The following is an 8388-nucleotide window of genomic DNA, read 5'->3' as shown; positions in this document are numbered from 1 at the left end:
GATGTGTATAAGAGACAGGGGTTGGGGGGGTAAACCACCTCGAAACGAAGCCCAGCCGACTTATGTATGTACCGTAGCCCTCAAGCTATCGGTACAGTCAAGATTAAGCTCGTGCCATCGCGATCGCTACTTGCTTGAATCTCGCCACCTAAGAGCGGGACTAACTTGCCAATTAATGGTAAACCCAAACCAGTGATACCAGATGCAGCAGCATCTCGGGAATCGCGTGCGAAGGGGCTAAAAATTAGCTCGATATCCCGCGTGGATAGTTCGATGCCCACACTCACAATCCGCACTTGTAATCGATTGGCTCGGATATCTATTGCCAAACTAATTAAGCGATCCTGGGGCGTATATTTACACGCATTCTCAAACATTTCGACGACGATTAGTTCTAGGATGCGAGCGGGGTAGATTAGCTTCAATGGTAGTCGATCGTTGGGGATTCGCTCGCTCATCTCGTGTCGATATCGTTGTGCTAAAGCGGCGCATCTTTTAGCAATTGTCGCAGTCCACCGATCGAATTCAAGATCGCTCAGAGATCGAAGGTGGTATGTAATGCCATTAGTCTGAATGTCGATTAAAGTATCGATGAGATGAAATTGTCGCTGCCATTCTGCTTCGATCGATTGCAGGTTAACAGTTAGTTTTTGATGCCATAATTGGTTTTGCTCGATCTGCGCTAAATTTGCAGTTTTAAGCTCGAACGAGCGGATTTGTTCTATGAGTACTTCTGCCGATAAGTACATCGCGCGATTGACATCTAAAAGCGACATCCGGAACTCATCTTTGATACTATCGAGCCATGTTAAGGACTGGGAGATCGATTTACGATCTAGCGATTCACGATGTGTTTGCCGGAAAAATTGGATTGCATAGCTGAATATTTTGCTGATGAGGCGAGCCTGGTAAGACGTCCACAGTGGTTTACCCGTAATGACGATGCCAACTTCCCCAATTGCCCAATCGTCAATCCGATCGCGCCGAATGGCCGATCTTGGGGGAGCGGCGAGCATCGGACAAACGATCGTCTGAGCGATCGGATCCAGGAGATCTAGATATGGTTTGGGCACAATTTCGACGGGTGGATCGATCCAACTTTTGCGATCGAATAGCCGATCGTAGAACTGAGGATATAGCAGTAAATCAATCTTTTGGCCAACATTGCTGGTAGGGTAACTCTGATGTTCGGTATTGATATATTCACTGACAATTATGGCTGTACTGTCTTGACTTTGATGCAGCGTACACCAACAATAATCGGCATCGAGAGCCATTCCTAACTGCTGGATCGCGCCCTGTAGCAGCTCGGTTTCAGTTGTGGCGGTACTAACTCGATCGAAGACAGTATTCAATACCTCAACACAGGCGATCGCTTGTTGATATTTGGTAGTTTCGAGCTGAAGTTGGCAGATTAATTTGAGTTGAAAATCTTCGAGATCTTGGTTGCGCTCGATTAAATCCATCTCGGCATTAAGCCTGTCGCTGTTATTGTGAAATATGACAATACTGCCGATAACTCGACCATCTGGCTGGTAGATTGGGGTAGCAGTATCGGCAAGCGGTATGTCCGAACCATATTTAGTCGCTAGCCAACAGCGATCGGGTGACTTAACTACCTGTTGCAATCGCATGGCGCGCATAGCCGGATTTTCGATCGCGATGCCGTCTGATTCCCAATGCAAGCGAAAAATCTCACCGATCTGTTTGCCGAGTGCCTCTGTCGCTCTCCAACCAATTAAATCTTGACCCATCGGGTTGATAAATGTTACTACCCCCTGTCGATCGGTAATAATAATGCCATTGCCGATACTATTTAAGATCCGTGTCAAACCCACTCGATTCAAACTGGTAGCTAATTCAGTGCGATGGCGTTGGATCGCAACCTTAATCGTGCTCTGTAAAGTTTGCCATTGAAACGGTTTGATAATATAGCCAAAGGGATTGGTCTGAGTTGCCCTCTCTAAGGTGTGCTCGTCGGCATGAGCTGTCAGATAGACGACGGGAATGTTTAATCGATCGTAAATTTCCGCTCCCGCCGTAATCCCATCCATATCTCCCGCCAAGCGGATATCCATCAATACCAGCTCGGGGTGGCTATTTGTCGCCGCTCGAATTGCTTCAGCTCCAGAAGCAACCAAATCGACGACCTGATGACCTAATTTTTCTAAGGTTTCTTTGATATCCCAAGCAACGATACTTTCGTCTTCAACTATAAGTATGTCAGTCATGGGCAGTGGCTAGATAATGGATGGTGGGGAGCAGAGAAATGACCGAAGCTTGGCATCTTCTTTCTAACTTTATAGTAAACTCGTGCCAAAATATACTACTCACATCACAGCAGCATCTGATACTAAATCCGATTCATACAGACTTCTTATTACTAGTACAATCCTGTCGCCCTCACCCCGCCAGATCCTGCGGCTCTGGCTCCCCTCTCCCAAGCTTGGGAGAGGGGTTGGGGGAGAGGGCTGAGTAACCGGAATTGGTATGAGAGGATATTTGACAAGTATAATTTGCTACTTAGATCCTAGAAAATCCCCCCAACTACCAACAGCAATTCCCAATTCAAAATATTTCACCGATAATCTATCTTTGCTAGTGGGGTTGGGCGGGTTTGTTTGGTATTGATTAGTACAAATCTGGACTAGCTAGCATAAACCCGCCCCTACGAGATATACGAATAGGTTTGAATTTGGAATTGCTGAACTCCCAACTCCCAACTCCCAACCCCCCATCATCCATCACAGACTACTGGCTCGCTCTGGCAAAGGTAATGTTAAACACAGTCATCGCTCCGGTTGCTACCGTTAGTTCGCCTTTGATTTGTTTAATCAGAGACATGACTAAATTGAGTCCCATCGATCGAATGTTACGAAGATCGAAATCTGGCGGTAACTCTTGCCCGTTATTGGCGACAGATAACGTCAGGATCTCCTCACCGCTTACTAATAAGTGGATGAGCAATTCCCCCTGTCGATCGCCTGCAAATCCATGTTTGAGCGCATTGGTGACTAGTTCGTTAATAATCAATCCACACACTACGGCGCGATCGACATCGATATTGATACCTGCTGACACATCTACCGTCAGGGCGATCGCCGATCGATCGATGGTGTAGCTGGCAAACAAATTATCGACCAAGTTACGAACGTATTCATCAAAGTTTAGATCGGCTAAATTAGCCGCTCGATATAGGATCTCGTGGATTGCCGCCATTGCACCGACGCGGTTTTGACTGTCTTGGAGAATTGCACTCGCTTGGGAATCGGTAACGCGATTGCTTTGCAAACTCAGCAGACTGGAGACAATTTGGAGATTATTTTTGACCCGATGGTGAATTTCTCGCAGTAATGCTTCCTTTTCGGCGAGGGAGTCTTGAATCGCGGCTTCGGCTTGGCGGCGAGCGGTAATATCTTCGATCGCCAGCAGAATGCTGTGTTCTTGACGATCGTCTTTAATCTTGCACGCATTGAGTAAGAGAATGCGCGGCGATCGATCGGGGAGTGTTTGTGTCATCTCAAAATCTTGACACTCGGTATCTCGATCGAGAATGGTTTCGAGCAGCGATCTCAAACTCGGCAGATCCCACACCCGCTCCTCCAATTCAAAGATCGATTGTCGCTCGGTACGATCGGGCGTCAGCTCGAAAGATTCGTAAAAACATTGATTGGCGCGAGTTACGCATAAGTTGGCATCTAACACCAGCAGGGGTTGGCGGACAGTTTCGACGATCGCATTGGCATAGTCTCGCGCGGCTTCGACGAGCGTCGCGTTGCGCTTGAGCGTATCGATATCGATTAACCCGATCGTCACGCCATCGATCCGATTGTCGATCGTCCGATAGGGTTGAATCCGCAAACTATACCAATTTCCCGTCCGATCCTGCACCTCGCGTTCTTTGGTAGATAGCGTGTTGAGGACGTCCTCGATCGATTCACCCAGATCGGGAATCGATATATTATGTTGAATATCGCTAAACGGTCGCCCCAAATCTGTCGGAATCAGGTTAAAAACTTGTTGCGCTAGCGCGGTAAACCGCCGAATTCGCAACTCACCATCGAGCATCAAAATCGGGATATTAATACTGCTCAACAAATTCTGGAGATCGTTATTGATCTGATTTAATTCACTGTTGCGACTGTTGAGTTCTTCGTTAATAGTATGCAATTCTTCATTAGTTGCCTGCAATTCTTCTTGAGAGGTTTCTAACTCTTCATTCGTACTTTGTAGCTCCTCATTGCTAGATAAAATTTCTTCATTTGCTACTTGCAGAGCTTGATTGGTAGATGATTGCTCCTCAATAATTGCCTCTAAATATTCCCGCGTTGTCGTTAATTCTTGGAGGAGGCGGGTATTTTCTCGATCTACGGCTGTCTGTTTGCCCTTTTTCGACTGCACGATCGCGGGTGCAGCCGCTTCAACGGCGATCGCGGATTCCTGAAATAAAACTAACAAATAGGGTCTGGCATCCGTACCGATCTGAAACGGAATCGCTTCGATGGCGATCGTTTTCACCCCATTGACAGTCTCGATCTGGATGCCCTCTTGACGGACGATTGCTTGCTGTTGCCTAGCCTGATGGACGGCGGCGCGTAATTCGACCGCTAATTCCGGTTTGGCCATTTTGAACAGATTAAAGCTCGGTTTGCCCCTGGGCGGTTCCAGATAATTTCCGGTCTGGCCGCGAAATTGGACGATATTCATGTCATTATCGATCGTCACCCCGACAGGTGCATAGCGATCGAGGACGAGCCGATCTGCCTCTTGGTGTAAATCGTTTTCACTCCAACTATCTTCATCGATCGGCATCATGGGCTTCACTTTTTCGAGGGCGCGTTCGCTACTATTAAATCGCAGATATGGACTTCTTGGTGCCAATTTGCGCGCATAAATTTTGGATTTTTTATCTACAGGCGCAAACAGATCGGAAAATTCACCGATGCTTTCGGAAGTACCCAATATCAAAAAACTATTTGGTTTGAGTGCGTAATGAAAAATCGGCATCAACCGTTTTTGCAATTCCGCACCAAAATAAATTAGTACGTTCCGACAGCTAATTAAATCGAGCTGCGAAAAAGGCGGATCGGCAATCAGATTTTGTCTGGCAAAAACACACAAGTCACGCACAGATTTACCGATCTGATAACCACCTTCAACTTCGACAAAAAAGCGGTGCAATCGATCGCGCGTAACTCCACCCATCATCCCCAGTTTATAAATGCCCCTTCTGGCGATCGCGATCGCGGCTTCACTAATATCGGTCGCAAAAATCTGAATCGGCATCTGGAGCTGGCGTTCTTCTAAATATTCCAACAAGCAGATTGCCAGCGAGTAGGCTTCTTCGCCAGTCGAGCAACCCGCCACCCAAATCCGAATCGCGGCTCCTGGAGATTTGTAGGCGACGATCTGTGCAAACACGGTATTTTTAAGAGCATTAAAGATCGCTGGATCCCGAAAAAAACTGGTGACATTAATTAATAGATCGCGCTCTAACTCGTTTAATTCTGCTGGATAAGTCTGAAGATAACGGACGTAATCATCCCACCGTTCTAGATGATGTAAAGCCATTCGGCGCACGATCCGCCGTTGGAGCGTAGCGGGTTTATAACCTGTAAAGTCAACACTTTTTGCGGTTCTGAGCAGGCTAAAGATCTTTGCGAGCTGCTCGTTCCGATCCTCGATCGCCACTGGCTCTACTAGCAAGTGCTGCGGGATGCGAGCAATGTAGGAATGACGACTAATGGTGGCTAATTCCGCCGCGATCGCCTCTGGTGGTAATATAAAATCTACACAACCTGTCGCGATCGCGTGCTCTGGCATCCCCCCAAATTTGGACGAAGCAAGATCTTGAGCGAAGGTAATCCCCCCAGCCGCTTTGACTGCGGCTAATCCGATCGAACCATCGCCATCAGCCCCCGATAATACCACCGCGATCGCCAGATGTTGGCGATGAGTTGCCAGAGATTGAAAAAACCGATCGATCGGTAAAAACCGACCGCGATTTTGCCGACGAGCCGAGAGTTTCAGGTTATTGCCGACTAAGATTAGTTCGCGGTTGGGTGGAATGATATACACTCGATCGGGCATCACCTCTACCCCATCTCGAACTTCCACAACGGGCATCGCCGTCGTTTTAGCTAACAAGTCCGTCAGGAAGCTAGCATGGGTGGGATCTAAATGCTGAATTAGCACGAACGCCATCCCTGTATCCGTCGGTAGGTGTGCCAGCAGTTGGGTGAATGCTTCTAACCCGCCTGCTGATGCCCCAATTCCCACGATCGGACACATGATGCCATTTTCTAGCCCTTCCTGTCGAGAATCTGCCGATTTGTCTGATGCCATCGCTTTGGCGTTAGGCTGTAGGGTTGCGTGGATGCCTGAGAAGTCTAATTACTGTGTAGTCTGTGTTACCCCACCCCAGCCCTCCCCTTATAAAGCGGCTCGCTGTCTTGGTGCAGTTGCATGGTCGGGAGACCCGACCGCACTGCACCGCTCCGCGCGGGTTCCCCGCGCAAGGAAGCGAGACAAGACAGGGGAGGGAGCCGGAGAAAGCTGCCCTTTATAAGGGGGAGCCGGAGAAAGCCCCCCCTTTATAAGCTATCCATTACCCACAGATTCTCCTACCGGAGACGCTACGCGAACGATGACATTCAGTACTAATGCGTTCGCGAAGCGTCTCGAAGAGAAGCGCGCTACGCTACCCACCAATAAACCCTTTGGAGGGGGTTTGGGGGAGCGGCTCGCTCCGGTCGGGTTTCCCGACCATGGAAGCGAGACAAGACAAGCAACCGTCCCCCAACGGGGGGTCTGGGGGGAGACCCCCCAGATCCGGGTTCTCTAGCACCAGCAACTTAAAACTAGCCACTATTCCAAAATCTGTGGGTAAATGGATATCTTTATAAGGGCGGGAAATGGTGGGTTTTGCTCCAATCTTTACGTACTGCAAAATGTGAGGATGTTGGGTTTCGCGTTGCTCTGTCTTGACCCAAACACATGCGGAGGAAACCTCCGCGTGATTTGGGTCGCTGCTTGGTGCGCTAAACCGTCGGGGAACAAAGGCGTGCGCGCATCCGCTACCCAACCTACGATCGATTATCGATTATCAATTATCAATTAACTAACCAAACTACGATCGGGACGTAAATTACTCGCGCCGCGTAGATAGGGGTGATAAATTTTGGCATCTGCGGGGAGATGAGCGTGGATCAGAAAGCGAATACAGCGGGGGAGACTGCCTTCGACGTGCATTTGTTGAACGTCCATCAGTGCCACATCTTGCCAATTGGGATAGAGGCGGCGGGCGATCGCGGCGGGAAACACCGCATCGAGATCTTTGGTAGCTGTAAAAATCACGCTGACAATTCGATCGGGATCGATCCGATTGCGATACTCCAATTCCTGCAAGAGTTCGGCGACAGCAACGGAGATCGCTACTTCGGTATTTTCACTTGCTGTCGTTGCCCCTCGAATTGCCCTCATCTGCCACTCCACGCGATCGCCCTCCGCAAAATTTTATATATATTACGCTACTTAGGGACGATATAACCATAAAGGTTGTCCGTTAGTGCTTAGTTCAAATTGTACCCAATCTGCGGTCGATACTACTGTTGAGAACCCAGAAACTTGATTTTGTAACAATCTCGTCAACAAAGGCTTGCGTTCTTCGATCGAGTGCAGTTTAGCCTTTTCGGGATCTAATCCAGCTAATTCCGCCGCCCACAGTCTGGCATCTTCTTCCGAACCCAGTCGATCGACCACTCCAAATTCTACCGCTTGTTCGCCCGTAAAAATACGTCCGTCGGCAAAGGTTTTGACCGTTGCCGGATCGAGATGGCGAGATTCGGCAACTGTATTCACAAATTGCTCGTAACTACTATCGATGAGAGTTTGCAGGATTTGTTCCTCTTCGCCAGTCAATTGGCGATCGAAAGACAAGATATCTTTATAAGGCCCCGATTTGATCGTTTTAAACGAGACACCCACGCGATCGAGTAATTTCTCTAGATTATTTCCGCGCAGAATTACCCCGATACTGCCCGTGAGGGTGCCGGGATTGGCCATAATGTGCGGCGCACCCATCCCGATATAAACGCCCCCAGAAGCCGAAATATTGCCATAACTGGCGACAATTTTCACCTTCGATTGCAGTCGTACCAATGCCTGATAAATTTCGTAAGAATCACCGACAGTCCCGCCAGGACTATCGATCCGCAGCACTAAGGCGGGATATTTACGTTCTTCAACTTCTTTGAGTGCTTTCAATACGGCTTTGCGCGTACTACTACCGATCGCACCAGTAATCTCAATGCGCGCAATTTGTTTAGTAGTTTTCTTGTTAAACGGCCAGAACATAGATGTGTGTGTGAGAGGGAGCGGGGGTGGATG

At 48.5% G+C, this 8388-nt stretch carries 4 protein-coding genes; all 4 read right to left on the bottom strand.

Annotated features, from left to right (window positions below):
• Positions 1 to 80 precede the first annotated feature (80 nt).
• The gene (locus tag C7B77_RS17580) at positions 81 to 2231 is read right to left on the bottom strand and encodes a response regulator (protein ID WP_106307619.1); all 2151 of its coding nucleotides are present in this window, start codon (positions 2229 to 2231) and stop codon (positions 81 to 83) included.
• Positions 2232 to 2751: 520 nt separating this feature from the next.
• Complete coding sequence (locus tag C7B77_RS17575; protein ID WP_106307616.1) at positions 2752 to 6345, bottom strand: chemotaxis protein CheB; 3594 nt, start codon at positions 6343 to 6345, stop codon at positions 2752 to 2754.
• Between the two features lie 771 nt (positions 6346 to 7116).
• Complete coding sequence (aroH, locus tag C7B77_RS17565) at positions 7117 to 7482, bottom strand: chorismate mutase (RefSeq protein WP_181243904.1); 366 nt, start codon at positions 7480 to 7482, stop codon at positions 7117 to 7119.
• 51 nt (positions 7483 to 7533) lie between these two features.
• Positions 7534 to 8355: a signal peptide peptidase SppA gene (gene sppA / locus C7B77_RS17560; RefSeq protein WP_106307607.1), complete on the bottom strand. Its 822-nt coding sequence runs from the start codon at positions 8353 to 8355 to the stop codon at positions 7534 to 7536.
• Between the last annotated feature and the right edge of the window lie 33 nt (positions 8356 to 8388).

This window comes from Chamaesiphon polymorphus CCALA 037 (assembly GCF_003003845.1).
Classification (GTDB): Bacteria; Cyanobacteriota; Cyanobacteriia; order Cyanobacteriales; family Chamaesiphonaceae; genus Chamaesiphon; species Chamaesiphon polymorphus.
The sequence above is the reverse complement of the archived record's forward strand: the minus strand, read 5'-3'. Positions and strand labels throughout refer to the sequence as shown.